Consider the following 26288-nt stretch of genomic DNA (forward strand, 5'->3'; position numbering starts at 1 on the left):
GAATAGTTCCGCGTGACGCCACACCCGCATTCTTGTTGCCGTTACCGGTTCGTGTCACTCGCCTGTGGATAACTGGCTGCGATATGTCAGGTCTTACGACCTTTTGGGCGCCGGATGTCCGGGGGGTTTTCGTGAAGTGAGGGTCCCATGGGGGCTCGGAGGGGCTGGCAGGGGCCCCTGCCGGAGCTGTCAGGCGGGGTCGATCTCGCGCAGCAGGCCCGTGTGCACGTCGAAGACGAAGCCGCGGACGTCGTCGGCGTGCAGCAGGAAGGGCGAGGTGCGCACCCGCTGCATCGACTGCCGTACGTCCTGCTCGACGTCCCGGAAGGCCTCCACCGCCCAGGCGGGACGCTGCCCGACCTCCATCTCCAGGTCGTGCCGGAACTCCTCGGTGAGGGATTCCAGGCCGCAGCCGGTGTGATGGATCAGCACGACGCTGCGGGTCCCGAGCGCCCGCTGGCTGATGGTCAACGAGCGGATCACGTCGTCGGTGACCACCCCGCCCGCGTTGCGGATGGTGTGGCAGTCGCCCAGTTCCAGGCCGAGGGCGGCGTGCAGGTCGAGCCGGGCGTCCATGCACGCGACCACCGCGACGTGCAGGACGGGACGGGCGTCCATCCCGGGATCGGTGAACGCGGCCGCGTACTGCTGGTTCGCGTCGATCAAGCGGTCCGTCACGGTGCCGTCGGTGGATATGGCGTCTTCGGGTTCAGTGGGAACGGATGCAGAAGTCGTCATAGCCATGACGGTACTGGTCACGCATGGAGTAGTCCTGGTGTGAGAGCGGACAAAGAACATCATCAGGCCTTGTTGTGAGGTAACCCACAAGGGGGTCGCGGGTGCGCCCGAACGGGTGTTTTCGCGGTGTTCGCCGCTCCCTCCGGATTTCGCCGAGGAGCGGTCCGCGACGCGCATGCCGGTTGATTGACCGCGAGACACCGTGGACTAAAGTGACGCGAAGCGGGAGGCGAGGCCCTCCCTGCTGGATTGTTTTTCCCCGGAGGCCCGGCGATTTTCCGGCGTCTCCCCGCGTGCGCGACGCGTACGTACGGCTCGGCCTCCTCCCGCTCCGGTCGGCTGACGCCACTCACCCGGCGCCGGCAGATCTCCCCTTCACGAGCGGGCGGGGACCCGGCGGTGCGTACCGGCGCGCCGGACCTGAGAGGGCCCCTTGAGCCAGAGTCGACATGTTCCCGTGATGCTCCAGCGGTGCCTGGACATGCTGGCGCCCGCCCTGGAGCGCCCGGGAGCCGTGGTCGTCGACTGCACCCTGGGCCTCGGCGGCCACAGTGAGGCACTGCTCGCCCGGTTCCCGGAGGCCCGCCTCGTCGCCCTCGACCGGGACAAGGAGGCGCTGCGCCTCTCCGGTGAGCGGCTCGCCCCCTTCGGTGAACGCGCCACGCTCGTCCACGCGGTCTACGACGAACTCCCCGACGTACTCGACCGCCTGGGCATCCCGCGCGTCGAGGGCATCCTGTTCGACCTCGGCGTCTCCTCCATGCAACTCGACGAGGCCGACCGCGGTTTCGCCTACGCGCAGGACGCCCCGCTCGACATGCGCATGGACCAGACGACCGGCATCAGCGCGGCCGAGGTGCTCAACACCTACCCGCCGGGCGAACTGGTGCGGATCCTGCGGGCGTACGGCGAGGAGAAGCAGGCCAAGCGCATCGTCTCGGCCGTCGTGCGCGAGCGCGACAAGGAGCCCTTCAGCAACAGCGCGAGGCTCGTCGAACTGATCCGCGACTCCCTGCCGCAGGCCGCCAAGCGCACCGGCGGCAACCCCGCCAAGCGCACCTTCCAGGCGTTGCGCATCGAGGTCAACGGCGAACTGAGCGTCCTGGAGACGGCGATTCCCGCGGCCGTGAAGGCGCTCGCGGTCGGCGGCCGGATCGCCGTGCTGTCGTACCACTCCCTGGAGGACCGGCTGGTCAAGCAGGTGTTCGCGGCCGGCGCCGCCAACACCGCGCCGCCCGGTCTGCCGGTCGTTCCCGAGCGCTACCAGCCCCGGCTCAAGCTGCTGACGCGCGGTGCCGAACTTCCCACGGAGGAAGAGGTCGCCGAGAACCGCCGGGCGGCTCCCGCGCGGCTGCGGGCGGCGCAGCGCATCCGCGAGGACGCCGAGTGACCCACAAGTGAGACACAAGGGGGCCGTGTGAGGCACACGAAGGGGAGCGTGAGTGAGTAGGAAACCCGAACTGAGGGGCAGGGCCGCCCGTCTCGCCCGCCTGCTCCCCGCGGGCACCGGCCAGGCGGCCCGCACTCCCTTCGTCCTGCTCGTCGTGCTGCTGCTCGGCGGGGGTCTCATCGGCCTCCTGGTGCTGAACTCCGCGCTGAGCGAAGGGGCGTTCCGCCTCGACGACCTCCAGAAGAACACCAAGAGCCTCACCGACGAGGAGCAGCAGCTCCAGCGGGACGTGGACGCCTACGCCGCCCCCGACGCCCTCCAGCGCCGCGCCCGCGAGCTCGGCATGATCCCCGGCGGCGACCCGGCGTTCCTCAATCCGAACGGCACCGTCAAGGGTGTCCCCGGAGCCGCCGCCCGGCAGACCTCCGTCAGCATCCCGGTCGTCCGCCCGCCCGAGGTCATCGCCCCCGCGCCGACCGGGACGCCGACCCCGACGCCCACCGCGACACCGACGCCGACGCCGACCCCGGCGAACAGCACGCCGACCACCGCCCCGCCCACACAGCCCTCCCCGACTCCCGGCAGGTGACGGAAGTGTCCGACAGGGAACCGCCGCGCCGCCGTGTGCCCGGCCCCGCCAGGCCCGTACGCCCCGGGAGCCAGCGGCGCCCGGGCCCCGGCGCCCGCCCCGCCCGTCCCGTACGCCGCCCCGGCCCTCCCCGCCAGAGCGGACCGACCGTCCTGCGGCTGGGCAGCCCCCGGCCGCGGCTGCGCATGGTCGGCCTCGCGCTCGCCCTGGTGATGGTCGCCTTCGTCGTACGGCTGCTCCAGGTGCAGGCCGTGGACGCGAGCACCTACGCCGCCAAGGCCGAGCAGAACCGGTACGTCGGCCGCACCCTGGCCGCCGAGCGCGGCGGCATCACGGACCGCGACGGCGTCGAACTCGCGACCAGCGTGGACGCGTACGACATCACGGCCGACCCCACGATGTTCACGGCGAAGGCCACCAAGACGTCGGACGCGCCCGAGCAGGCCGCGGCGCTGCTCGCCCCGATCCTCGGCCAGGACACGGACACGGTCGCGAGGAAGCTCAGGACGAAGCACACGCAGTACGTCCGGCTCGCCCGGCGCCTGACCCCGCAGGTCTGGAACCAGATCAAGGACCTGAAGACCGCGCTCGCCACCAAGTCGGAGACGGACAAGACCACCGTCAACGTCCTCGCGGGCGTCTTCTCCGAGCCCACCACCAAGCGGGTGTACCCCAACAGTGACCTGGCCGCCGGGATACTGGGCTGGGTCAACGCCGACGGCAAGGGCGGCGGCGGAGTCGAGCAGCAGCTGAACAAGGTCCTCTCCGGCAAGGACGGCAAGATCCGCTACGCGCAGTCCGGCGGCCGTCAGGTGCCGACCGCGGGCTCCACGGAGACGCCCGCCGTGTCCGGCTCGGACGTCGAGCTGACCATCGACCGCGACATCCAGTGGGCCGCGCAGAACGCCATCACCGAGCAGGTGAAGAAGTCCAGGGCGGACCGCGGGTACGTGATAGTGCAGGACACCCGGACGGGCCAGATCCTGGCCATGGCCAACTCGCCCGGCTTCGACCCGAACGACCTCTCCCAGGCCAACTCGGCGGCCATGGGCAACGCGGCCCTCCAGGACGCCTACGAGCCCGGCTCCACCGCCAAGGTCATGTCGATGGCCGCCGTACTGGAGGAGAACGTCGCCACGCCCGCCACGCACGTGGTCGTGCCCAACCGGCTGCACCGCGGCGACCGCCTCTTCCAGGACGACATCGACCACAAGACCTGGAACCTGACGCTCAACGGCGTCCTCGCCAAGTCCAGCAACATCGGCACCATCCTGGCGGCCGGCCAGCTCGGCAAGACCCAGCGACAGGCGAACCAGGTCCTCTACTCCTACCTCCGCAAGTTCGGCATCGGCAGCGCCACCGGGCTCGGCTTCCCGGGCGAGACCTCGGGCATCCTCGCGGCCCCCGACAAGTGGTCCACCTCGCAGCAGTACACGATTCCTTTCGGCCAGGGCATGTCGATCAACGCCATGCAGGCGGCGTCCGTCTACTCGACGATCGCCAACGGCGGCGTACGAGTCGAACCGACGCTGGTGCGCGGCACGAAGGGCCCCGACGGGCGCTTCACCCCGGCCGCGAAGCCCAAGAAGACAAGGGTCGTGAGCGAGAAGACGGCGAAGACCCTCGCCCAGATGCTGGAGTCCGTCGTGGACGACGAGCAGGGCACCGGTGCCAAGGCGCGCATTCCCGGCTACCGGATCGCGGGCAAGACGGGTACGGCCAACCGCGTGGATCCGGCCACCGGCAAGTACCACGGCTACACCTCGTCGTTCGCCGGATTCGCGCCCGCGGACAAGCCGCGCGTCACGGTCTACTGCGCGATCCAGAACGCCACCAAGGGCAACTATTTCGGCGGCCAGATCTGCGGACCGATCTACAAACAGGTCATGGAGTTCGCCCTGAAGACCCTCCAGGTCCCGCCCACCGGCGCGCCGCCCGCCAGACTGCCCGTCGACTTCACGCCCTGATCCACCCGCCGCCCCACGGCCCGATCGGCACCGCCCGGAAATGCCCTTACCACCCGGAACACCGACCAGGAACCAGCCCGTGACAACGATCACTCCCGACCCCGGGAACCACGGCTCGCCGCGCACCTCGCTTCGCTCCGGCGGGGGTGCGCCCGGTACGCTCACCGCCGTGCCACACGCTGATCAGTCCCAAACCACCCAGAAGGGCGTTCCTGTGACATATCCGGGGCCGCCTCGACCGGTTCACGTCTCCGCCACACCCCTCGCGGAACTCGCCGATCAGCTGGGCGTCGCTGAGCCGGAGACCTCGACAGACACGGTGGAGGTCACGGGCATCACCCACGACTCCCGCGCCGTACGCCCCGGTGACGTGTACGCCGCCCTGCCCGGCGCCCGTCTGCACGGCGCCGATTTCGTGACGCAGGCCGCCGGTCTCGGCGCCGTCGCCGTGCTGACCGACCCGACGGGCGCCGAGCGCGCCGCCGCCACCGGTCTGCCCGTCCTCGTCGTGGAGAACCCGCGCGGGCGGATGGGCGAGCTGGCGGCGACGATCTACGGCCACCCGGGGCGCGACCTCCTCCAGATCGGCATCACCGGCACGTCCGGCAAGACCACGACGGCGTACCTCGTCGAGGGCGGTCTGAAGACGGTCCGTGCCACCGGGCTGATCGGCACGGTCGAGATGCGCATCGGCGACGAGCGCATCAAGTCCGAGCGGACCACCCCCGAAGCCACCGACCTCCAGGCCCTCTTCGCGGTCATGCGCGAGCGCGGGGTGGAGGCGGTCGCCATGGAGGTCTCCAGCCACGCGCTGGTCCTCGGCCGCGTCGACGCCTGCGTCTTCGACATCGCCGTCTTCAACAACCTCAGCCCGGAACACATGGAGTTCCACTCCGACATGGAGGACTACTTCCGGGCCAAGGCACAGCTGTTCACACCGCAACGCAGCAGACTCGGCGTGGTCAACCTCGACGACGAGTACGGGCGCAGGCTCGCCAAGGAGGCCTCCGTCCCGGTCGTCACCTTCTCCGCCGAGGGCCACCCGGACGCCGACTGGCGCGCCGAGGACGTCGAAGTCGGGCCCATGGACTCGACGTTCACCGTGCTCGGCCCCAAGGGGCAGCGGATCACCGCCAGGTCGCCGCTCGCGGGCCCCTTCAACGTCGCCAACACGCTCGCCGCGGTCGTCGCCCTCGCGGAGGCCGGGCTCGACCCGCAGGCCGCCGCCGACGGCATCGCCGCCGTGCCGGGCGTGCCGGGCCGCCTGGAGCGCGTGGACGCCGGACAGCCCTACCTCGCGGTCGTGGACTACGCCCACAAGACGGACGCCGTCGAATCGGTCCTGCGCGCGCTGCGCAAGGTCACCGAGGGCCGGCTGCACGTCGTGCTCGGTTGCGGCGGCGACCGGGACACCACCAAGCGGAAGCCGATGGGCGCCGCCGTGGCGCGCCTGGCCGACACCGCCGTACTGACATCGGACAACCCCCGCTCCGAGGACCCCCTCGCGATCCTCGCGACGATGCTCGCGGGCGCCGCCGAGGTGCCGGCGCACGAGCGCGGCGAGGTCCAGGTCTTCGAGGACCGGGCCGCCGCCATCGCCGCCGCCGTCGCCCGCGCCCAGCCCGGCGACACCGTGCTGATCGCCGGCAAGGGCCACGAGCAGGGGCAGGACATCGCCGGGGTGGTGCGTCCCTTCGACGACCGCCAGGTGCTTCGCGAAGCTATCCAGAAGACCCAGGGATGAACTTGTGATCGCCCTCTCTCTCGCCGAGATCGCCTCAGTCGTCGGCGGGCAGACGTACGACATACCGGATCCGGCGGTTCAGGTCACCGGACCGGTCGTCAGGGACTCCCGTGAAGTGGAGTCCGGCAGCCTCTTCGTCGCCTTCGTCGGCGAGCGCGTGGACGGCCACGACTTCGCAACTGCGGTCGTCGACGCGGGCGCGGTCGCCGTCCTGGCGTCCCGTCCCGTGGGTGTGCCCGCGATCGTCGTGGACGACGTGCAGAGGGCGCTCGGCGCCCTCGCGCGCCATGTCGTCGAGCGGCTCGGCGCGACCCTCGTGGCGCTCACCGGCTCGGCGGGCAAGACCAGCACCAAGGACCTGATCGCCCAGGTGCTGCGGCGCAAGGCGCCCACTGTGTTCACGCCGGGCTCGCTCAACAACGAGATCGGGCTGCCGCTCACCGCGCTGAGCGCCACCGAGGAGACGAAGTTCCTCGTGCTGGAGATGGGTGCCCGCGGAATCGGCCACATCCGCTACCTCACGGATCTGACGCCCCCGAGGATCGGCCTCGTCCTCAACGTCGGCACCGCCCACATCGGCGAGTTCGGCGGCCGTGAGCAGATCGCGCAAGCGAAGGGCGAACTCGTCGAGGGCCTGCCCGAGAACGGCGCAGCGATCCTCAACGGCGACGATCCCCTCGTACGGGCCATGGCGTCCCGTACGAAGGCGAAGGTGATTCTTTTCGGCGAGAGCGACGAAGCGGACGTACGCGCCGAGAACGTCCGACTCACGGACAGCGGACAGCCTTCCTTCAGGCTTCACACACCCTCCGGGTGCAGTGACGTGACCATGCGCCTGTACGGTGAGCACCACGTGTCGAACGCGCTCGCCGCGGCCGCCGTCGCCCATGAGCTGGGCATGTCCGCAGACGAGATCGCCCTCGGGCTCTCCGAGGCGGGCTCCCTCTCCCGCTGGCGGATGGAGGTCACCGAGCGCCCGGACGGCGTGACGGTCGTCAACGACGCCTACAACGCGAACCCCGAGTCCATGCGAGCCGCCCTGCGCGCGCTCGCGGCGATGGGCAAGGGGCGGCGGACCTGGGCGGTGCTCGGTCAGATGGCCGAGCTCGGGGACGAGGCGCTCGCCGAGCACGACGCGGTCGGACGGCTCGCCGTCCGGCTCAACGTCAGCAAGCTCGTCGCGGTCGGGGGCAGGGAAGCGTCCTGGCTCCAACTGGGCGCATATAACGAGGGTTCGTGGGGTGAGGAGTCGGTGCACGTGTCCGACGCACAGGCGGCTGTCGACCTGTTGCGCAGCGAGCTGCGCCCAGGGGACGTCGTTCTCGTGAAGGCGTCCCGGTCGGTCGGGCTGGAGAGTGTCGCGCAGGCGCTGCTCGAAACCGGTGCCGAGGGTGAGGTTGCCGCCCGATGATGAAGCAGATCCTGTTCGCAGGAGTCATTGGCCTCTTCCTGACCCTGGTCGGCACACCGCTGCTGATCAAGTTCCTGGCCCGCAAGGGCTATGGCCAGTACATCCGCGACGACGGCCCGCGCGAGCACCACAGCAAGCGCGGTACACCGACCATGGGCGGTATCGCCTTCATCCTCGCGACGATCATCGCGTACTTCGCGTCCAAGGTGATCACGGGTTACGCGCCGACCTTCTCGGGTCTGCTGGTGCTCGGCCTGATGGCGGGCATGGGCCTGGTCGGCTTCCTGGACGACTACATCAAGATCGTCAAGCGGCGCTCGCTCGGTCTGCGGGCCAAGGCGAAGATGGCCGGACAGCTGATCGGCGGTATCGCCTTCGCGGTGCTGGCCCTGCAGTTCGCCGACAGCCGCGGCAACACCCCGGCCTCCACGAAGCTCTCCTTCGTGCAGGACTTCGGCTGGTCGATCGGCCCGGTGCTGTTCGTCGTCTGGGCGCTGTTCATGATCCTCGCGATGTCGAACGGCGTGAACCTGACGGACGGTCTGGACGGCCTCGCCACCGGCGCCGCCACGATGGTCTTCGGCGCGTACACGTTCATCGGTGTCTGGCAGTTCCAGGAGTCCTGCGCCAACGCGCAGACCCTGACCAACCCGGCCGCCTGTTACGAGGTACGAGATCCGCTCGACCTCGCGGTGGTCGCCTCCGCGCTCATGGGTGCCTGCTTCGGCTTCCTGTGGTGGAACACCTCGCCCGCGAAGATCTTCATGGGTGACACCGGTTCGCTGGCCCTGGGCGGCGCGCTCGCCGGCCTCGCGATCTGCTCCCGCACGGAGATCCTGGTCGCCCTGCTCGGCGGCCTCTTCGTCCTCATCACCATGTCGGTGGTCATCCAGGTCGGCTCCTTCAAGCTGACCGGGAAGCGCGTCTTCCGCATGGCGCCACTCCAGCACCACTTCGAACTAAAGGGGTGGTCCGAAGTCCTTGTCGTGGTCCGCTTCTGGATCATCCAGGGCATGTGCGTGATCGTCGGACTCGGTCTCTTCTACGCAGGATGGGCAGCCGACAAGTGACCAACTGGCAGGGCAAGCACGTCACCGTCGCCGGGCTCGGCGTCTCCGGGATCCCGGCGGCCAAGGTGCTGCACGGGCTCGGCGCTCTCGTCACGGTCGTCAACGACGGCGACGACGAGCGCTCCCGGGCGCAGGCCGCCGAACTGGAGGCGCTCGGCGTCACCGTGCGCCTCGGTGACGGCGCGACCCTGCCGGAAGGCACCGAGCTCATCGTCACCGCGCCCGGCTGGAAGCCGGACAAGCCGCTGTTCACCGCGGCCGCCGAGGCGGGCGTCCCCCTCTGGGGCGACGTCGAACTGGCCTGGCGGCTGCGCGGTCCCGATGCCGCCCCCTGGCTCGCGGTCACCGGAACCAACGGCAAGACCACGACCGTGCAGATGCTCGCCTCGATCCTGAAGGCGGCGGGACTGCGCACGGCGGCCGTCGGCAACATCGGGGTCTCGCTGCTGGACGCGGTGCTCGGGGACGAGGAGTACGACGTCCTCGCGGTGGAGCTGTCCAGCTACCAGCTGCACTGGGCGCCGTCCCTGCGCGCGCATTCGGCCGCCGTCCTCAACCTCGCCCCCGACCACCTCGACTGGCACGGCTCCATGGAGGCGTACGCCGCCGACAAGGGCCGCATCTACGAGGGCAATCGGGTCGCCTGCGTCTACAACGTGGCCGACAAGGCCACCGAGGACCTGGTGCGCGAGGCGGACGTGGAGGAGGGCTGCCGCGCGATCGGCTTCACGCTCGCCGCGCCGGCGCCGTCCCAACTCGGTGTCGTGGACGGCATCCTCGTCGACCGCGCCTTCGTCGAGAACCGGCAGAAGAACGCCCAGGAGCTCGCCGACGTCTCCGACGTCAATCCACCCGCCCCGCACAACGTCGCCAACGCCCTTGCGGCGGCGGCCCTCGCGCGGGCCTTCGGGGTGCCTCCCCAGGCCGTACGGGAAGGGCTGCGGGCCTTCCGCCCGGACGCGCACCGCATCGCGCACGTCGCCGACGTGGACGGCGTGGCGTACATCGACGACTCCAAGGCCACCAACACCCATGCGGCGGAAGCCTCGTTGGCGGCCTACGAGTCGATCGTGTGGGTCGCGGGCGGGCTCGCCAAGGGCGCGACCTTCGACGAGCTGGTCGCCAAGTCGGCAAAGCGACTTCGGGGTGCCGTGCTGATCGGTGCCGACCGTGCGCTGATCCGCGAAGCACTCGCGCGACACGCGCCGGAAGTACCGGTCGTCGACCTCGACCGGACCGACACTGGGGCGATGCTCGCGGCCGTTCAGGAGGCCGCACGGCTCTCCGAGCCGGGGGACACCGTTCTGCTGGCGCCGGCCTGTGCGTCCATGGACATGTTCACCAACTACAACAAGCGCGGCGACGCTTTCGCGGAGGCGGTTCGCGAACTCGGCGCCGCGAGCGCCTGACGGCGGATCCGGCCGGCCGGGCGCCCGGGACCCTTGGGAGCGACGCGTGACGCCATCGTGGTCGGTGCTTCGGCGACGGCTTTCCGCCGGCGACAGGGCGGGAGCAGCCGATGCCCGGTAGCCGTACGGGGCGTCCTCCCGTCCAGCGCGCCCCCCGGCGCCCCGCCACCCGCCGCCCTCGCCGCGACAACCCGGTCCTACGGCTCTACAGCCGCGCTCAGAAGGCCTGGGACCGGCCGCTGACGGCGTACTACCTGGTCCTCGGCAGCAGCCTGCTGATCACCGTGCTGGGCCTGGTGATGGTCTACTCGGCCTCCCAGATCACCGCGCTGCAGATGTCGCTGCCCGGCTCCTACTTCTTCCGCAAGCAGTTCCTCGCGGCCGCGATCGGCGGCGCGCTGCTGCTGGCGGCCTCGCGGATGCCCGTACGGCTGCACCGGGCGCTGGCCTACCCGATGCTGGCGGGATCGGTCTTCCTGATGGTCCTGGTGCAGGTGCCGGGGATAGGGCGGGCGGTCAACGGCAACCAGAACTGGATCTCCATCGGCGGCCCCTTCCAGCTCCAGCCCAGCGAGTTCGGCAAGCTCGCGCTGGTGCTGTGGGGCGCCGACCTGCTCGCGCGCAAACAGGACAAGAACCTGCTGGCGCAGTGGAAGCACATGCTGGTGCCGATTGTTCCGGTGACGTTCATGCTGCTCGGGCTCATCATGCTCGGCGGCGACATGGGCACGGCGATCATCCTGACCGCGATCCTGTTCGGCCTGCTGTGGCTGGCGGGCGCGCCCACCCGGCTGTTCGTCGGGGTGCTGTCGGTCGCCGCCACGCTCGGTGTGATCCTCATCAAGACCAGCCCCAACCGAATGGCCAGGTTCGCCTGCGTCGGCGCCACCGAGCCCGGCACCGGCGCCAACTCGTGCTGGCAGGCCGTGCACGGCATCTACGCCCTCGCCTCCGGCGGAATCTTCGGCTCCGGGCTCGGCGCGAGTGTGGAGAAATGGGGCCAACTCCCCGAGGCGCACACGGACTTCATCTTCGCCGTGACCGGGGAGGAACTGGGTCTCGCGGGGACGCTGTCGGTGCTCGCCCTCTTCGCGGCCCTAGGCTATGCGGGTATCCGCGTGGCCGGACGCACGGAGGACCCCTTCGTGAGGTACGCAGCGGGAGGCGTGACCACCTGGATCACGGCCCAGGCCGTGATCAACATCGGTGCGGTGCTCGGCCTGCTGCCGATCGCCGGAGTCCCGCTCCCGCTGTTCTCCTACGGGGGTTCCGCCCTGCTGCCGACCATGTTCGCCATCGGGCTGCTGATCGCCTTCGCGCGCGACGAGCCCGCGGCGCGGGCCGCGCTTGCCATGCGGCAACCCCGCTTTGGTAGAAAGCGTGCTGCGGTGAGAGGCTCCGCGGGGGCCGCGGGGCCTCGGAGATGGAACACGATGCGACGGCGTGCCGCGGCGCGCTCGTCCGGAGAGCGGTGAATTTCGGTGCATGTCGTACTCGCCGGTGGGGGGACCGCCGGCCACATCGAGCCCGCGCTCGCCCTCGCGGACGCCCTGCGCAGGCAGGACCCGACCGTGGGGATCACGGCACTGGGCACGGAGAAGGGGCTTGAGACCCGGCTCGTACCGGAGCGGGGCTACGAACTCGCGCTGATCCCCGCCGTACCGCTGCCACGCAAGCCCACCCCCGAGCTGATCACCGTCCCCGGGCGGCTGCGCGGCACGATCAAGGCGGCCGAGCAGATCCTGGAGCGCACCAAGGCGGACGCGGTCGTCGGCTTCGGCGGCTACGTCGCCCTGCCCGGCTACCTCGCGGCCAAGCGCCTCGGCGTGCCGATCGTCATCCACGAGGCCAACGCGCGGCCGGGCCTGGCCAACAAGATCGGTTCGCGGTACGCCGCCCGGGTCGCCGTCTCCACCCCGGACAGCAAGCTGCGCGACGCCCGCTACATCGGCATCCCGCTGCGCCGGACCATCGCCACCCTCGACCGGGCCGCCGTACGCCCCGAGGCCCGCGCCGCCTTCGGGCTCGACCCCGCGCTGCCGACCCTGCTGGTCTCCGGCGGCTCGCAGGGCGCCCGCCGCCTCAACGAGGTGGTCCAGCAGGTCGCCCCGCTGCTCCAGCAGGCCGGCATCCAGATCCTGCACGCGGTCGGCCCGAAGAACGAACTGCCGCACGTCCAGCAGATGCCGGGGATGCCCCCGTACATCCCGGTACCGTACGTGGACCGGATGGACCTCGCGTACGCCGCGGCCGACATGATGCTCTGCCGCGCGGGCGCGATGACCGTCGCCGAACTCTCCGCCGTCGGGCTCCCGGCCGCCTACGTCCCGCTGCCCATCGGCAACGGCGAACAGCGGCTGAACGCCCAGCCGGTGGTCAAGGCCGGCGGCGGACTGCTCGTCGACGACGCGGAACTGACGACCCAGTGGGTCATGAACAACGTCCTGCCCGTGCTCGCCGACCCGCACCGGCTGTACGAGATGTCCCGCGCCGCCAGCGAGTTCGGCCGCCGGGACGCCGACGACCTGCTCGTCGGCATGGTGTACGAGGCGATCGCCGCACGGCACCGTTAGGGACGCACCAGGAAAGGCAGGAAGCGTGGCCGGACCCACCACCGCCGAGCGCGGCGAACGGCAGAAGCTGGAGTCCGGCCCGCCCCGGCCGCCCCGTCTGGGGTGGCCGCCCCGCCCTCGTACGCTCGTCGTCCTGCTCGTCGCGGTGGTGCTGCTCGGGGCCGGCATCACCTGGCTGCTCTACGGTTCGAAGTGGCTGCGCGTGGAGCACGTATCCGCTTCCGGGATGCGGGTTCTGACGGCGCAGCAGGTGCTGGAAGCAGCCGATGTGCCCGTCGGATCCCCGCTCATTTCCGTCGACACCGACGCCATTGAGGCACGACTGCGCCGGAAATTGCCCCGAATTGACTCGGTTGACGTCGTCCGTTCCTGGCCGCACGGAATCGGGCTGAAAGTGACTGAACGCACTCCGGTTCTGGTGGTCGAAAAAGACGCAAAGTTTGTCGAAGTGGACGCCAAGGGCGTGCGATTCGCCACGGTTTCGGAGGCCCCGAAGGGCGTGCCCACTCTGGAATTGGCGGTGTCCCACTCGACCGGCCTGCGCCGCTTCCCGATCAGCCGTCTGGTGCGCGAGGCCGTGGGGGTCGCCGGTGACATTCCGGCCGCCGCCGCTCGCGACACCCGGGTCGTCAAGGTGCGTTCGTACGACTCCATCTCGCTGGAGTTGAAGGGCGGTCGAACCGTCGCGTGGGGAAGCGGCGAGAAGGGCAGGCTGAAGGCCCGGACGCTCACCGCTCTCATGAAAGCCGCTCCCGAGGCGCGGCACTTCGACGTGAGTGTTCCCACCGCCCCTGCGTCATCGGGGAGTTGACGCACATCAGCGCAGGCCAGCACCCTGGTTGGGCAGCGCTACGGCTGATCACATAGGGTGAAAAGAAAAACGGGAGGTTCGGCGTGTTCGTTGAACGTGCGCCACTTGTCGACTTAGTGTCCTGTTCGGAAGAGTCCAAGGAACAGACACACTGGTAACCCTAAACTTCAGCGTTAGGGTTCGGGTCGGCGTTCGGACCGTCCCATTCGGCATCAGTCGTCGGATCGCGAACGTGCGAGGCGACGACACGTAACTCGAGGCGAGAGGCCTTCGACGTGGCAGCACCGCAGAACTACCTCGCAGTCATCAAAGTCATCGGTGTCGGCGGCGGTGGTGTCAATGCCATCAACCGGATGATCGAGGTCGGTCTCAAGGGCGTCGAGTTCATCGCCATCAACACCGACGCGCAAGCTCTGTTGATGAGCGACGCCGACGTCAAGCTCGACGTCGGCCGCGAACTCACCCGCGGACTCGGCGCCGGAGCCAACCCGGCCGTCGGCCGCAAGGCCGCCGAGGACCACCGCGAGGAGATCGAGGAGGTCCTCAAGGGGGCCGACATGGTCTTCGTGACCGCCGGCGAGGGCGGCGGCACCGGCACCGGCGGCGCGCCCGTCGTCGCCAACATCGCCCGCTCGCTGGGCGCCCTGACGATCGGTGTGGTCACCCGGCCGTTCACCTTCGAGGGCCGCCGTCGCGCGAACCAGGCCGAGGACGGCATCGCGGAACTCCGCGAAGAGGTCGACACCCTCATCGTCATCCCCAACGACCGGCTGCTGTCCATCTCGGACCGCCAGGTCTCGGTCCTCGACGCGTTCAAGTCGGCGGACCAGGTCCTGCTCTCCGGTGTGCAGGGCATCACCGACCTCATCACCACGCCCGGCCTGATCAACCTGGACTTCGCCGACGTCAAGTCGGTCATGTCCGAGGCGGGTTCGGCCCTCATGGGCATCGGCTCGGCCCGCGGCGACGACCGCGCGGTGGCGGCCGCGGAGATGGCGATCTCCTCGCCGCTCCTCGAAGCCTCCATCGACGGCGCCCGCGGCGTCCTGCTCTCCATCTCCGGCGGCTCCGACCTCGGCCTGTTCGAGATCAACGAGGCCGCCCAGCTGGTGAGCGAGGCCGCGCACCCCGAGGCCAACATCATCTTCGGCGCGGTCATCGACGACGCGCTCGGCGACGAGGTGCGGGTCACCGTCATCGCCGCCGGCTTCGACGGCGGCCAGCCGCCGGCCAAGCGGGACACCGTCCTCGGCTCGTCCTCCGCGAAGCGCGACGAGCCGACGCCGGTACGGTCCGACAGCCGTCCGTCCTTCGGGTCGCTCGGCAGCGTCACCCCGCGCGAGGAGGCACCGGAGCCCACGCCGGAGCCGGTGAACGAACTGCCGGTCTCCCCGCCGGTCCCGCCGTCCCGGTCCTACTCGGACAGCGCGGCCGAAGAGCTGGACGTGCCGGACTTCCTGAAGTGATAGGACAGCGCTCCGAAACGAGCACGGCGGGCGGCGCCCACTTCGCCTTCACCGACAGGTGGGGCGGAGTGAGCGCCGTTCCGTACGAGGAGCTCAACCTCGGCGGAGCGGTCGGCGACGACCCCGACGCCGTACGCACCAACCGTGAACTGGCGGCGAAGTCCCTGGGGCTGGACCCGGAGCGGGTGGTGTGGATGAACCAGGTCCACGGGCCGGAGGTGGCCGTGGTCGACGCACCCTGGGGAGCGTCGCCGGTCCCGTCGGTCGACGCGGTCGTCACCGCACGCCGGGGGCTCGCCCTCGCCGTGCTGACCGCGGACTGCACGCCGGTTCTGCTCGCCGACCCGGTCGCGGGTGTCGTGGCCGCGGCCCACGCGGGACGGCCCGGCATGATCGCCGGGGTGGTGCCCGCCGCCGTCGCGGCGATGGTGGAGCTGGGCGCCGAACCCTCCCGGATCGTCGCCCGCACCGGACCCGCCGTCTGCGGCCGGTGCTACGAAGTGCCGGACGCGATGCGCGCCGAGGTCGCGGCCGTCGAACCGGCGGCGTACGCCGAGACGACTTGGGGCACTCCCGCCGTCGACGTGACCGCCGGAGTACACGCACAGCTGGAACGGCTGGGGGTGCACGACCGGGAGCAGTCGCCGGCGTGCACGCTCGAATCCGGTGACCACTTCTCATACCGTCGCGACCGCACCACCGGGCGGCTCGCGGGCTATGTCTGGCTGGACTGATGGGGCATGACGGACCGTAAGGCTCAACTCGCCGAAAACCTGGCGAAAGTGGAAGAGCGTATCGCGACGGCCTGTACGGCCGCCGGACGCAAGCGCGAAGAGGTGACCCTGATCGTGGTCACCAAGACCTACCCCGCCAGCGATGTGCGGATCCTGTCGGAACTCGGTGTGCGCCACGTCGCCGAGAACAAGGACCAGGACGCGGCCCCCAAGGCCGCGGAATGCTCGGATCTGCCGCTCTCATGGCATTTTGTCGGTCAGTTGCAGACCAACAAGGTGCGTTCCGTGGTCGGTTACGCGGATGTCGTGCAGTCCGTGGATCGGGCCCGGCTCGTCACGGCGCTGTCGAAGGAGGCGGTGCGGGCCGAGCGGGAAGTGGGCTGCCTCATCCAGGTCGCGCTGGACGCCGAGGACAGCGGCCGGGGTGATCGGGGAGGCGTCGGGGCCGGGGGAATCGAGGAGTTGGGCGACCTGGTCGCGGGGGCCCCGGGGCTCAGGCTCGACGGGCTGATGACCGTCGCGCCGCTTACCGGGGAGTACGCGGGGCGCCAACAGGCGGCGTTCGAGCGGCTGATGGATTTGTCGACTGTCCTGCGCCGCGCTCATCCGGCTGCGAACATGGTCTCGGCAGGGATGAGTACGGACCTCGAACAGGCCGTGGCGGCCGGAGCGACACATGTGCGCGTCGGTACGGCGGTACTCGGAGTCCGACCCAGGCTCGGGTAACGTCGCCAAGAAGTCGGACCACAGCAGAAAATATGGTCATTACCGCTGATGGGCGGACATAACGACCTCGTGGATCGCAGGCACTTGGCAAGTCGTCAGCCGATCCACCACAGAGCGGAGGACTCAGAGCATGGCCGGCGCGATGCGCAAGATGGCGGTCTACCTCGGCCTCGTGGAGGACGATGGGTACGACGGCAGGGGATTCGACCCCGACGACGACTTCGAGCCCGAGCTCGACCCGGAACCCGAGCGCGACCACCGGCGGCACGAGCCGCCCCGCCAGTCGCACCAGGCACATCAGTCCCAACGGGACGAATCGGTACGAGTGGTGCAACCTCCGGTGCAGCGCGACCCTGTTCCGCATTCCGCTTCGCTTCAGGCGGAATCCGGGCGTCCGGCGCGAATCGCACCCGTGGCGTCCATCACACAAGAACGTCAGAGTCTAGAGAAGAACGCACCGGTGATCATGCCCAAGGTCGTGTCCGAACGAGAGCCGTACCGGATCACCACACTCCACCCGCGGACCTACAACGAGGCCCGTACCATCGGGGAACACTTCCGGGAGGGCACCCCCGTGATCATGAATCTCACGGAGATGGACGACACGGATGCGAAGCGACTTGTCGACTTTGCCGCCGGTCTGGTCTTCGGCCTGCACGGCAGCATCGAGCGGGTGACGCAGAAGGTGTTCCTGTTGTCGCCTGCTAACGTCGATGTCACGGCGGAGGACAAGGCTCGCATCGCAGAGGGCGGGTTCTTCAACCAGAGCTGAGACGCACGACCGGAAAAGAAGCACGGAAACAGGGGAGAGGGAAGCACGGATCATGAGCGTGTTCGCGCAGGTGCTCTACGTCGCGCTGATGTGTTTCCTCATCGTGCTGATCTTCCGGCTGGTCATGGACTACGTCTTCCAGTTCGCCCGCTCATGGCAACCCGGCAAGGCGATGGTGGTCGTTCTGGAGGCCACCTACACTGTCACCGATCCACCGCTCAAGCTTCTGCGGCGGTTCATTCCGCCGCTGCGTCTCGGGGGCGTGGCGCTCGACCTGTCCTTCTTCGTACTGATGATCATCGTCTACATCCTGATCTCCGTCGTGAGCCGGCTGTGAACGATACGGTCTTGCCGAACGCCGATGATGCCGACGACTACGTTGAGGTGAAGAGATGCCGTTGACCCCCGAGGACGTGCGGAACAAGCAGTTCACGACCGTCCGCCTCCGAGAAGGCTATGACGAGGACGAGGTCGATGCCTTCCTCGACGAGGTCGAAGCCGAACTGACGCGCCTGCTCCGCGAGAACGAGGACCTGCGCGCCAAGCTGGCCGCAGCCACGCGCGCCGCTGCTCAGAACCAGCAGCAGGGCATGCGCAAGCCGCCCGAACAGCAGGACCAGCAACAGCAGCAGGGACCGCCGCAGGGCATGCGCGGTCCGGGTGCCCCCGTGCCCGCCGGCATATCGGGCCCGCCGCAGCAGCAGATGGGCGGCCCCATGGGCGGCCCGCCCCAGCTGCCGAGCGGTGCGCCGCAGCTGCCCGCCGGCCCCAGCGCCCAGGGCGGCCCGCAGGGTCCCGGCCCGATGGGCCAGGGTCCGATGGGCCAGGGCCCCATGCAGGGGCAGATGGGACAGGGCCCCATGGGCCAGGGTCCCGGCCAGATGCAGCCGCAGATGCAGCAGCAGATGGGTGGCCCGATGGGCGGACCCATGGGTGGCCCCATGGGCGGTCACGGCCCGCAGATGCCGCAGCAGGGCCCCGGTGGCGACAGTGCCGCCCGTGTCCTCTCGCTGGCTCAGCAGACCGCCGACCAGGCGATCGCCGAGGCCCGCTCCGAGGCCAACAAGATCGTCGGCGAGGCTCGCAGCCGCGCCGAGGGCCTGGAGCGCGACGCACGTGCCAAGGCCGACGCGCTGGAGCGGGACGCGCAGGAGAAGCACCGCGTCGCGATGGGCTCCCTGGAGTCCGCCCGCGCCACGCTGGAGCGCAAGGTCGAGGACCTGCGTGGCTTCGAGCGCGAGTACCGCACGCGTCTGAAGTCCTACCTGGAGTCCCAGCTGCGCCAGCTGGAGACGCAGGCGGACGACTCGCTCGCCCCGCCGCGCACTCCGGCCACGGCCTCCCTGCCGTCGTCCTCCGCGCCCTCGATGGCCCCGGCCGGCGCGAGCGCGCCGTCCTACGGTGGCAACCAGGGCATGGGTGGCGCACCGGCACCGGCCGCGCCCTCCTACGGTGGGCAGCAGCAGATGTCGCCGGCGATGACCCAGCCGATGGCGCCGGTGCGGCCGCAGGGCCCGTCGCCGATGCAGCAGGCTCCCTCGCCGATGCGTGGGTTCCTCATCGACGAGGACGACAACTGACGGCCAGTAGTACGCCTTAGGCGTCGGCAGCGTTCAGGGCGGAGCCCCCGGGAATCCCGGGGGCTCCGCCCTTTTGTGCTGTCGTCGCCCGGAACCGAGAACGCGAACGCCGGACAGGCCCTGATCAGCCTGTCCGGCGTTCGCGCGGGGCGGGTGTTACGCCTTGCGGAGGCGGAACGTGAGGGAGAGGCCCTCGTCCGTGAACGGGGCACCGTAGCTGTCGTCGGCCTTGCCCTGGGCGAAGTCCGTGGCGAGGACCTCGTCGGCGATGAGGCCGGAGTGCTCGGACAGGGCCGCGATGACCGCCGGGTCGGTCGCGGTCCAGCGCAGGGCGATGCGGTCGGCGACGTCGAGGCCGCTGTTCTTGCGGGCCTCCTGGATCAGCCGGATCGCGTCACGGGCGAGGCCCGCCTGCCGCAGCTCCTCGGTGATCTCCAGGTCGAGGGCGACGGTGGCGCCGGAGTCGGACGCCACCGACCAGCCCTCGCGCGGGGTCTCTGTGATGATGACCTCATCGGGGGCAAGCGTGACCGTCTCGCCGTCGACCTCGACCGAGGCCGTGCCCTCGCGCAGGGCGAGGGACAGGGCGGCCGCGTCCGCGTTCGCGACGGCCTTGGCGACCGCCTGGACGCCCTTGCCGAAGCGCTTGCCCAGCGCGCGGAAGTTCGCCTTGGCCGTGGTGTCGACCAGCGAGCCGCCGACCTCGCTCAGCGAGGCCAGGGATGTGACGTTGAGCTCTTCCGTGATCTGCGCGTGCAGCTCGCGGTCGAGGGAACCGAAGCCGGTCGCGGCGACCAGCGCGCGGGACAGCGGCTGGCGCGTCTTGACGCCCGACTCCGCGCGCGTGGCGCGGCCGAGCTCCACGAGGCGGCGTACGAGCACCATCTGCTTCGACAGCTCCGGGTCGATGACGGACAGGTCCGCCTCCGGCCAGGAGGACAGGTGGACCGACTCCGGGGCGCCCGGGGTGACCGGCACGATCAGGTCCTGCCAGACCCGCTCGGTGATGAACGGGGTGAGCGGGGCCATCAGCGTGGTGACGGTCTCGACGACCTCGTGCAGGGTGCGCAGCGCGGCCTTGTCGCCCTGCCAGAAGCGGCGGCGGGAGCGGCGTACGTACCAGTTGGACAGGTCGTCGACGAACGCCGACAGGAGCTTGCCGGCGCGCTGGGTGTCGTAGGCCTCCAGAGCCTGCGTCACCTGGTCGGTGAGCGCGTGGAGTTCGGACAGCAGCCAGCGGTCCAGGACCGGCCTGTCCGCGGGGGCCGGATCGGCCGCGCTGGGCGCCCAGTTCGACGTGCGCGCGTACAGGGCCTGGAAGGCGACCGTGTTCCAGTACGTCAGGAGCGTCTTGCGGACGACCTCCTGGATCGTGCCGTGGCCCACGCGGCGGGCCGCCCACGGGGAGCCGCCGGCCGCCATGAACCAGCGCACCGCGTCGGCGCCGTGCTGGTCCATCAGCGGGATCGGCTGCAGGGTGTTGCCCAGGTGCTTGGACATCTTGCGGCCGTCCTCGGCGAGGATGTGGCCCAGGCACACGACGTTCTCGTACGACGACTTGTCGAAGACCAGCGTGCCGACGGCCATCAGCGTGTAGAACCAGCCGCGGGTCTGGTCGATGGCCTCGGAGATGAACTGCGCCGGGTAGCGGCTCTCGAAGAGCTCCTTGTTCTTGTACGGGTAGCCCCACTGCGCGAACGGCATCGAACCCGAGTCGTACCAGGCGTCGATGACCTCCGGCACGCGCGTGGCCGTCCTGCCGCAGCCGTCCTTGGGGCAGGCGAAGGTGACCGCGTCGATGTACGGGCGGTGCGGGTCCAGCTCCGACTGGTCGGTGCCGGTCAGCTCGGTGAGTTCCGCGCGGGAGCCGACGCAGGTGAGGTGACCCTCCTCGCAGGTCCACAGCGGGAGCGGGGTGCCCCAGTAGCGGCTGCGGGAGAGCGCCCAGTCGATGTTGTTGTTCAGCCAGTCGCCGAAGCGGCCGTGCTTGACCGACTCCGGGAACCAGTTGGTCTTCTCGTTCTCCTGGAGGAGACGGTCCTTGACGGCCGTGGTGCGGATGTACCAGGACGGCTGCGCGTAGTAGAGGAGCGCGGTGTGGCAGCGCCAGCAGTGCGGGTAGCTGTGCTCGTACGGGATGTGCTTGAAGAGCAGACCGCGGCTCTGGAGGTCTTCGGTGAGCTTTTCGTCCGCCTTCTTGAAGAAGACGCCGCCCACGAGCGGGACGCTCTCCTCGAAGGTGCCGTTGGGGCGGATGGGGTTCACGACCGGCAGGCCGTACGCGCGGCAGACCTTGAGGTCGTCCTCACCGAAAGCGGGGGACTGGTGGACCAGACCCGTACCGTCCTCGGTCGTGACGTACTCGGCGTTCACCACGTAGTGGGCGGGCTCCGGGAACTCGACGAGCTCGAACGGACGTTGATACGTCCAGCGCTCCATCTCGGCGCCCGTGAAGGACTCGCCGGTGGCCTCCCAGCCCTCGCCGAGCGCCTTCTCGACGAGTGGCCGCGCGACGACGAGGTTCTCCTCGCCGTTCGTCACGACGACGTAGGTGACGTCGGGGTGCGTGGCGACGGCGGTGTTGGAGACCAGCGTCCAGGGGGTCGTCGTCCACACCAGGAGCGCGGCCCGGCCGGCCAGCGGACCGGAGGTGAGGGGGAAACGGACGTACACGGAGGGGTCGACGATCGTCTCGTAGCCCTGCGCCAGCTCGTGGTCCGACAGACCCGTCTCGTCGCGCGGGCACCAGGGGGCCACGCGGTAGTCCTGGACCAGCAGGCCCTTGTTGAAGATCTCCTTGAGCGACCACCAGACGGAGTCGATGTACTCCGGGTCCATGGTGCGGTAGGGGTCGTTGAGGTCCGCCCAGTAGCCCATGCGGGTCGTGAGCTCTTCGAAGGCGTCGGTGTGCCGGGTCACGGACTCGCGGCACTTGGCGTTGAACTCCGCGACGCCGTACGCCTCGATGTCCTGCTTGCCGGTGAAGCCGAGCTCCTTCTCGACCGTCAGCTCCACCGGGAGGCCGTGGCAGTCCCAGCCGGCCTTGCGGCCCACGTGATAGCCGCGCATGGTGCGGAAGCGCGGGAAGACGTCCTTGAAGACGCGCGCCTCGATGTGGTGGGCGCCCGGCATGCCGTTGGCGGTGGGCGGCCCCTCGTAGAACACCCACTCGGGGCGGCCCTCGGACTGCTCCAGGCTCTTGGCGAAGATCTTCTGGTCGCGCCAGAAGTCGAGCACGGCGTGCTCGAGCGCGGGCAGGTCGACCTGGGCGGGCACCTGGCGGTACGTCGGCGCTGTCATCAGCGAGCTTCCTCCAACGGACTTTCTTCCTTCCGTCGGAGGGACGAGAGCCTGCATGCTGCCTACGCCATGTGCGGCGCGCTCCCGCGGTACCACCCTCCTTGGCCCTCCGGTGCGTGGTGTGCTCCGGTGAGCCCCCTCATTGGGGTCGCGATGCCGGGTCTACTCGCCGCTGCTCGCTGGCTGCGGCTTTCTTCCGACGGCTCCGGGGTGATCTTCACGTCGCGCCTGCCCCCGGGCTCGCACCGTCCCCGGGTCGCTCATGGCCGCGTACGCCGCTACTCGTCCCCATCCATGCTTCTCGCTCCGCCCAGTGTACGGCGCCGCGGAGACATCGGCCGACCGGTTTTCCGGGACCCGGGACCGGGTGGGGCGGGGCGCGGGGGCGGTCCGCGGCCGGGTGCCCCGGTGGCCTGCGCGATGACCCGAATGGCGAGGCGCGGGTGTCCGGATCCTGGGACGCGGGGTCTGGCGGATTACCCGGCGGGGAGCTGGGCACAACGCATGCAGACTCGCCGCGGGACGCGCGCGGGGCGGGCGAATCGGTGGCGTGCCCCGTTGCCGCGGGCCGGAAGTCGATTTATCGTCCCAGCACGATTCGCGTGCAAGATCACAATATGTGAAGGGGCCGCGGCCATGGTGGCGAAGAAGTCCGCCGTACAGGAGTCGGTGTCCGGCAGATCCACGGGGCCGACGGCCAAGGATGTGGGTGGGAAGAAGAGCGCCCAGGGGGCAACCGCGACGGGCGGGACCACTCCGGCGAAGCCGGTGAAGACGGTCGGTGCGGCCTCCGGGACGAAGACGGCCGCCAAGAAGACAGTCACGAAGAAGACGGCCGCAAAGAAGACGGCCGCAGAGAAGACGATCACAAAGAAGTCGGCCACCAGGAAAACGGCCACTACGGAGGGGGCCCCGACGAAGACGGCCACGGCGCAACCGGCTGCCAAGAAGTCCACCGCCAAGAAGTCCGCCGCCAAAACGGCTGCCAAGAAGGCGTCAGCCAGGAAGACGACCGGCACAGCGGCAGGGGAGAAGAAGCCGGCGGCCGCCAAGAGCGTCGGCGCGAAGGGCGGCACGGAGAAGAGCGGTACCGCCGAGGGCGGCGCCGTGAAGCGTGCCGCCAAGAAGAGCACCAGTACGGCCAAGAAGTCGGCCGCGTCCGCGGCCGAGAGCGCGGCACAGGCCGCGAAGACGACGGGAGCCACGACGGTGGTTGCGAAGAAGACTCCTGGCACGGCCACGGCAGCTAAGAAGTCCACCGCGGTCCCGGGGGCGCGGATCGCCGCGGCGCAGCCCGGTGAGCTCGCGGTGCGCCCCGGTGAGGACCCCTGGACTCCGGAGGAGGTGGCGGAGGCGCGCGCCGAGCTGCAGTCCGAGTCCCTGCGCCTGCGGACCGAGATCTCGTCGTCCGAGGAGGCGCTCGTGGGCCTCATGCGGGACTCCGGTGACGGCGCCGGCGACGACCAGGCCGACACCGGCACCAAGAACATCACGCGCGAGCACGAGATGGCCCTCGCGGCCAACGCGCGCGAGATGCTGGAACAGACCGACCGGGCCCTGGACCGCCTCGACACGGGCACCTACGGCCTGTGCGAGAACTGCGGCAACCCCATCGGCAAGGCGCGCATGCAGGCCTTCCCGCGGGCCACCCTGTGCGTCGAATGCAAGCAGAAGCAGGAGCGCCGTTACTGAGCGGCGCGGGAGGGCTCCTGAGCACGTGGGTCCCGGGGGGTGTGCCGTACTCTCGTCCTCAGTCAGGCACCTAGGTTGAGGGACTCACGTGGCAGAGGCGGAGCGCATCATCGGTACGCCGGATATCCCAGGGGCGGCGGGGGCCGAGCCGGAGCAGTCCGACGAGCACGCGGCGTCGGACGACCGGTCCGGCACCGACGAGACGGCACCGGCGGAGCGGCGCGGCGTGGACGGGGCGCAGAGCACCGAGACCCCGGCCGAGCGGCCGAAGGGCAGGCGCAGGATCGCCGTGCTCTTCACGGTCGCGGCCCTGGCCTACGCGCTCGACCTCGTGAGCAAGATGGTCGTCGTCGCGAAGCTGGAGCACCACGCGCCGATCGAGATCGTCGGGGACTGGCTGAGGTTCGAGGCGATCCGCAACGCGGGCGCGGCCTTCGGCTTCGGTGAGGCCTTCACCATCATCTTCACCGTGATCGCCGCGGCCGTGATCGTGGTGATCGCCCGGCTCGCGCGCAAGCTCTACAGCCTGCCCTGGGCGATCGCTCTCGGCCTGCTGCTGGGGGGCGCCCTGGGCAACCTGACCGACCGGATCTTCCGCTCGCCGGGCGTCTTCGAGGGCGCGGTCGTCGACTTCATCGCGCCGAAGCACTTCGCGGTCTTCAACCTGGCCGACTCGGCGATCGTCTGCGGCGGCATCCTGATCGTGCTGCTCTCCTTCCGCGGACTCGACCCGGACGGCACCGTCCACCGGGACTGAGAGCCACAGGCTCTGAGCACGCAGGCTGCCGTACGGCGGTGTCCGAGCCGTCCGGCATACTCGACGGGTGAGCACCGTTCCCGAGATCCGTACCCTGCCCGTGCCCGACGGCCTGGAGGGCGAGCGCGTCGACGCCGCCATCTCCCGCATGTTCGGCTTCTCCCGTACGAAGGCCGCCGAGCTGGCCGCGGCGGGGAAGGTCATGGTCGACGGCTCGGTGGTGGGCAAGTCCGAGCGGGTGCACGGCGGCGCCTGGCTGGAGGTGGAGATGCCGCAGGCACCCGCCCCGGTGCAGATCGTCGCCGAGCCCGTCGAGGGCATGGAGATCGTGCACGACGACGACGACATCGTCGTGATCGCCAAGCCGGTGGGCGTGGCGGCGCATCCCAGCCCCGGCTGGACCGGCACGACCGTGATCGGCGGCCTCGCGGCAGCCGGGTACCGGATCTCGACCTCCGGCGCCGCCGAGCGCCAGGGCATCGTGCACCGCCTGGACGTCGGCACCTCCGGCCTGATGGTGGTCGCCAAGTCGGAGCGCGCGTACACGTCGCTGAAGCGGCAGTTCAAGGAGCGCGTCGTGGACAAGCGCTACAACGCGCTCGTGCAGGGCCACCCCGACCCGATGAGCGGCACCATCGACGCGCCCATCGGCCGGCACCCGAACCATGACTACAAGTGGGCGGTCACGGCCGAGGGCAAGCCCTCCGTCACGCACTACGACCTCATGGAGGCGTTCCGGTCGGCCTCGCTGCTCGACATCAAGCTGGAGACCGGCCGCACCCACCAGATCCGCGTCCACATGGCGGCCCACCGCCACCCGTGCGTCGGCGACCTGACCTACGGCGCCGACCCCACGCTCGCCAAGCGCCTCGGCCTCACCCGGCAGTGGCTGCACGCGGTGCGGCTCGGTTTCGAGCACCCCGGCGACGGCGAGTGGGTGGAGTTCTCCAGCGACTACCCCGCCGACCTGCAGAAGGCGCTCGACAAGGTGCGTGAGGAGAGCAACGCGTGAGTCCCGCGTTCGTGGTGCGGGTGGCGGAGGACGCCGCCGACCGTGAGGCCTGCTTCTCGGTGCGCAAGGCGGTCTTCGTCGTCGAGCAGGGCGTCTCCGAGGACATCGAGTACGACGCGTACGACGCCGTCGCGCTGCATGTGCTGGCGGTCCGCGAGGACGGACTGCCGCTCGGCACCGGGCGCCTGCTGTACGGCGAGGAGGCCGCCGCGAAGACCGGCGGCGACAGCAGCGTCGGTTCCCTCGGGCGGCTCGCCGTGACCGCGGAGGCGCGCGGGCTGGGCGTCGGCGTCGCGCTCGTACGCGCCATCGAGGACGCGGCACGCGCGCGTGGCCTGTCGGCGGTGGACCTGGGCGCGCAGACGCACGCGCTGGGCTTCTACGAACGGCTCGGCTACGAGGCGTACGGCCCGGAGTTCCCCGACGCGGGGATTCCGCACCGGGCGATGCGGCGCGCTCTGTGAACCCTGGGTGCCCGGGGCGGGTGTAGCTTCCCGGCCGGGCGTACGGCGCGTGGCACGCTGGAGACTCTGATCGTCTCGCCAGT

22 protein-coding genes are annotated in these 26288 nt (G+C 70.2%); 20 read left to right on the top strand and 2 right to left on the bottom strand.

Features of this window, described 5'->3' with window-relative positions; genetic code table 11:
- Positions 1–189: 189 nt before the first annotated feature.
- The gene (locus tag AB5J56_RS32730; protein WP_369237907.1) at positions 190–738 is read right to left on the bottom strand and encodes a beta-class carbonic anhydrase; all 549 of its coding nucleotides are present in this window, start codon (positions 736–738) and stop codon (positions 190–192) included.
- 433 nt (positions 739–1171) lie between these two features.
- On the opposite strand from AB5J56_RS32730, the gene rsmH reads away from it, so the two are divergent.
- The 16 genes from rsmH to AB5J56_RS32810 all read left to right on the top strand — a co-directional run bounded on the left by rsmH (position 1172) and on the right by AB5J56_RS32810 (position 18980).
- Positions 1172–2128 carry a 16S rRNA (cytosine(1402)-N(4))-methyltransferase RsmH gene (rsmH, locus tag AB5J56_RS32735; protein WP_369237909.1) on the top strand — a complete coding sequence of 319 codons (957 nt, stop codon included), beginning with the start codon at positions 1172–1174 and terminating at the stop codon, positions 2126–2128.
- Between the two features lie 52 nt (positions 2129–2180).
- Positions 2181–2717 (top strand): septum formation initiator family protein, encoded by a 537-nt coding sequence (locus tag AB5J56_RS32740; RefSeq protein ID WP_369237911.1) that lies wholly within the window; start codon positions 2181–2183, stop codon positions 2715–2717.
- Positions 2718–2722: 5 nt separating this feature from the next.
- Entirely contained in the window at positions 2723–4684 is a 1962-nt protein-coding gene (locus tag AB5J56_RS32745; protein WP_369237913.1) for a peptidoglycan D,D-transpeptidase FtsI family protein, read from the top strand.
- A 214-nt stretch (positions 4685–4898) separates the two neighbouring features.
- Positions 4899–6428 carry a UDP-N-acetylmuramoyl-L-alanyl-D-glutamate--2,6-diaminopimelate ligase gene (locus AB5J56_RS32750; protein ID WP_369237915.1) on the top strand — a complete coding sequence of 510 codons (1530 nt, stop codon included), beginning with the start codon at positions 4899–4901 and terminating at the stop codon, positions 6426–6428.
- A 4-nt stretch (positions 6429–6432) separates the two neighbouring features.
- Entirely contained in the window at positions 6433–7839 is a 1407-nt protein-coding gene (gene murF, locus AB5J56_RS32755) for a UDP-N-acetylmuramoyl-tripeptide--D-alanyl-D-alanine ligase (RefSeq protein ID WP_369237917.1), read from the top strand.
- The gene (gene mraY, locus AB5J56_RS32760; protein ID WP_369237919.1) at positions 7836–8909 is read left to right on the top strand and encodes a phospho-N-acetylmuramoyl-pentapeptide-transferase; all 1074 of its coding nucleotides are present in this window, start codon (positions 7836–7838) and stop codon (positions 8907–8909) included. The genes murF and mraY overlap by 4 nt, the downstream gene beginning before the upstream one ends.
- Positions 8891–10318 carry a UDP-N-acetylmuramoyl-L-alanine--D-glutamate ligase gene (gene murD, locus AB5J56_RS32765; RefSeq protein ID WP_369237921.1) on the top strand — a complete coding sequence of 476 codons (1428 nt, stop codon included), beginning with the start codon at positions 8891–8893 and terminating at the stop codon, positions 10316–10318. The genes mraY and murD overlap by 19 nt, the downstream gene beginning before the upstream one ends.
- Positions 10319–10428: 110 nt before the next feature.
- Positions 10429–11793 (top strand): putative lipid II flippase FtsW, encoded by a 1365-nt coding sequence (gene ftsW / locus AB5J56_RS32770; protein WP_369237923.1) that lies wholly within the window; start codon positions 10429–10431, stop codon positions 11791–11793.
- Positions 11794–11799: 6 nt separating this feature from the next.
- Positions 11800–12891: an undecaprenyldiphospho-muramoylpentapeptide beta-N-acetylglucosaminyltransferase gene (murG, locus tag AB5J56_RS32775; RefSeq protein WP_369237925.1), complete on the top strand. Its 1092-nt coding sequence runs from the start codon at positions 11800–11802 to the stop codon at positions 12889–12891.
- 25 nt (positions 12892–12916) lie between these two features.
- Complete coding sequence (locus tag AB5J56_RS32780; protein ID WP_369237927.1) at positions 12917–13702, top strand: cell division protein FtsQ/DivIB; 786 nt, start codon at positions 12917–12919, stop codon at positions 13700–13702.
- Between the two features lie 275 nt (positions 13703–13977).
- Positions 13978–15168, top strand: coding sequence for a cell division protein FtsZ (ftsZ, locus tag AB5J56_RS32785; RefSeq protein WP_369237929.1), 1191 nt, complete (start codon positions 13978–13980; stop codon positions 15166–15168).
- The gene (pgeF, locus tag AB5J56_RS32790; protein WP_369237931.1) at positions 15165–15902 is read left to right on the top strand and encodes a peptidoglycan editing factor PgeF; all 738 of its coding nucleotides are present in this window, start codon (positions 15165–15167) and stop codon (positions 15900–15902) included. Before ftsZ ends, pgeF begins: the two co-directional genes overlap by 4 nt.
- 6 nt (positions 15903–15908) lie before the next feature.
- The gene (locus tag AB5J56_RS32795; RefSeq protein WP_369237933.1) at positions 15909–16628 is read left to right on the top strand and encodes a YggS family pyridoxal phosphate-dependent enzyme; all 720 of its coding nucleotides are present in this window, start codon (positions 15909–15911) and stop codon (positions 16626–16628) included.
- A 130-nt stretch (positions 16629–16758) separates the two neighbouring features.
- On the top strand, positions 16759–17400 hold the full coding sequence (locus tag AB5J56_RS32800; RefSeq protein WP_369237935.1) for a cell division protein SepF: 642 nt from the start codon (positions 16759–16761) through the stop codon (positions 17398–17400).
- 52 nt (positions 17401–17452) lie between these two features.
- Entirely contained in the window at positions 17453–17737 is a 285-nt protein-coding gene (locus AB5J56_RS32805; RefSeq protein ID WP_356138132.1) for a YggT family protein, read from the top strand.
- A gap of 55 nt (positions 17738–17792) precedes the next feature.
- Positions 17793–18980, top strand: coding sequence for a DivIVA domain-containing protein (locus AB5J56_RS32810; protein WP_369237937.1), 1188 nt, complete (start codon positions 17793–17795; stop codon positions 18978–18980).
- A gap of 156 nt (positions 18981–19136) precedes the next feature.
- Here AB5J56_RS32810 and ileS read toward each other — a convergent pair whose 3' ends face one another.
- Positions 19137–22280, bottom strand: coding sequence for an isoleucine--tRNA ligase (ileS, locus tag AB5J56_RS32815; protein WP_369237939.1), 3144 nt, complete (start codon positions 22278–22280; stop codon positions 19137–19139).
- A gap of 636 nt (positions 22281–22916) precedes the next feature.
- On the opposite strand from ileS, the gene AB5J56_RS32820 reads away from it, so the two are divergent.
- The 4 genes from AB5J56_RS32820 (at position 22917) to AB5J56_RS32835 (ending at position 26205) form a co-directional block, all read left to right on the top strand.
- Positions 22917–23972, top strand: a complete 1056-nt coding sequence (locus AB5J56_RS32820; protein ID WP_369237941.1) for a TraR/DksA family transcriptional regulator — start codon at positions 22917–22919, stop codon at positions 23970–23972.
- A gap of 88 nt (positions 23973–24060) precedes the next feature.
- Complete coding sequence (lspA, locus tag AB5J56_RS32825) at positions 24061–24729, top strand: signal peptidase II (RefSeq protein ID WP_369237943.1); 669 nt, start codon at positions 24061–24063, stop codon at positions 24727–24729.
- Between the two features lie 67 nt (positions 24730–24796).
- On the top strand, positions 24797–25741 hold the full coding sequence (locus AB5J56_RS32830) for an RluA family pseudouridine synthase (protein WP_369237945.1): 945 nt from the start codon (positions 24797–24799) through the stop codon (positions 25739–25741).
- Positions 25738–26205, top strand: coding sequence for a GNAT family N-acetyltransferase (locus AB5J56_RS32835; protein WP_369237947.1), 468 nt, complete (start codon positions 25738–25740; stop codon positions 26203–26205). The genes AB5J56_RS32830 and AB5J56_RS32835 overlap by 4 nt, the downstream gene beginning before the upstream one ends.
- The last annotated feature ends 83 nt before the right edge of the window (positions 26206–26288 follow it).

The organism is Streptomyces sp. R21 (genome assembly GCF_041051975.1).
GTDB lineage: Bacteria > Actinomycetota > Actinomycetes > Streptomycetales > Streptomycetaceae > Streptomyces.

Coding starts and splice junctions, on each gene's coding strand:
- AB5J56_RS32800 (WP_369237935.1), top strand. CDS start 16,759: ATGGCCGGCGCGATGCGCAAGATGGCGGTCTACCTCGGCCTCGTGGAG.
- murD (WP_369237921.1), top strand. CDS start 8,891: ATGGGCAGCCGACAAGTGACCAACTGGCAGGGCAAGCACGTCACCGTC.
- mraY (WP_369237919.1), top strand. CDS start 7,836: ATGATGAAGCAGATCCTGTTCGCAGGAGTCATTGGCCTCTTCCTGACC.
- AB5J56_RS32805 (WP_356138132.1), top strand. CDS start 17,453: ATGAGCGTGTTCGCGCAGGTGCTCTACGTCGCGCTGATGTGTTTCCTC.
- AB5J56_RS32820 (WP_369237941.1), top strand. CDS start 22,917: ATGGTGGCGAAGAAGTCCGCCGTACAGGAGTCGGTGTCCGGCAGATCC.
- ftsW (WP_369237923.1), top strand. CDS start 10,429: ATGCCCGGTAGCCGTACGGGGCGTCCTCCCGTCCAGCGCGCCCCCCGG.
- AB5J56_RS32730 (WP_369237907.1), bottom strand. CDS start 738: ATGACGACTTCTGCATCCGTTCCCACTGAACCCGAAGACGCCATATCC.
- ileS (WP_369237939.1), bottom strand. CDS start 22,280: ATGACAGCGCCGACGTACCGCCAGGTGCCCGCCCAGGTCGACCTGCCC.
- AB5J56_RS32795 (WP_369237933.1), top strand. CDS start 15,909: ATGACGGACCGTAAGGCTCAACTCGCCGAAAACCTGGCGAAAGTGGAA.
- AB5J56_RS32810 (WP_369237937.1), top strand. CDS start 17,793: ATGCCGTTGACCCCCGAGGACGTGCGGAACAAGCAGTTCACGACCGTC.